Source organism: Vibrio sp. 1580 (assembly GCF_033340055.1).
Genome location: NZ_JAWOVT010000160.1, coordinates 1 through 839 on the forward strand (window position 1 = coordinate 1; position 839 = coordinate 839).

The window sequence follows — 839 nt, forward strand, 5'->3', positions numbered from 1 at the left end:
AACGTTTGATCGAGCGATTTGGCGTAAAGCGCGCGCTTGTCGCTCTTGACCAGCCGAATGAAGAAGCGCAGCGACTGCAGGTATCGGGATTAGTATCCAATTATCTCACCAGTACGCTTAAAAACGGCATGGTGGTGACCGTTGGACAAGGGCGTAACGTCTCTTCTGTTGCTCATCATATTGGGGTGATCACCCCACGAGACTGCAAATTTGTGTGTGGTATCGGCGGTATTCACCCGCGTGGTGGTATGTACAATGCTGACCACATTTGTCGTCAGTTAGCTAAAAAGTACGGCGGAACGTCCGAAACGCTTTACGCGCCGGCTTATGCAGAAAACCGCGAGCAAAAAATGGCGTTCATGCAGAATGCGACCGTCAAACAAACGCTCGATTTGGCACGTAAAGCCGATGTCGCTTTAGTCGGTATTGGTGATATGAGCGAAAACAGCTACATGGTCGATCTAGGGTGGTTTACACCAGATGAAGTGGTTCAATCTCGACTAAAACAAGGCGTAGTAGGAGACTTTGCGGGTTATGACTTCTTTGATATTCACGGTAACGTTGCCAACACCGTAATGAGTGACCGTGTCATTGGCCTTGGAATTGAAGAGTTTCGGCCAATCGCAGAAGTGATTGCTATCGCTGCTGAAAACAGTAAACCGCTTGCATTACTTGGTGCGTTACGTACCGGTGCAATCGACGTGATTGCTACCAGTGTAAGCAACGCTTTGACAGTATTGAACTTGGATGAGCAGATGCACGGTAACACGGCATCTGAGAGTTAGCACAAATAATATGCAACTTATGTAATCAGGCTGCGAGGATTTATAAATGACTCG

The 839-nt window shown here is 47.8% G+C and carries 1 protein-coding gene; it reads left to right on the forward strand.

The window, feature by feature from the left end:
- The coding region (locus R7093_RS24710) for a sugar-binding domain-containing protein (protein ID WP_318146952.1) at positions 1 to 785 on the forward strand (785 nt) is incomplete at its 5' end.
- Positions 786 to 839: the final 54 nt, after the last annotated feature.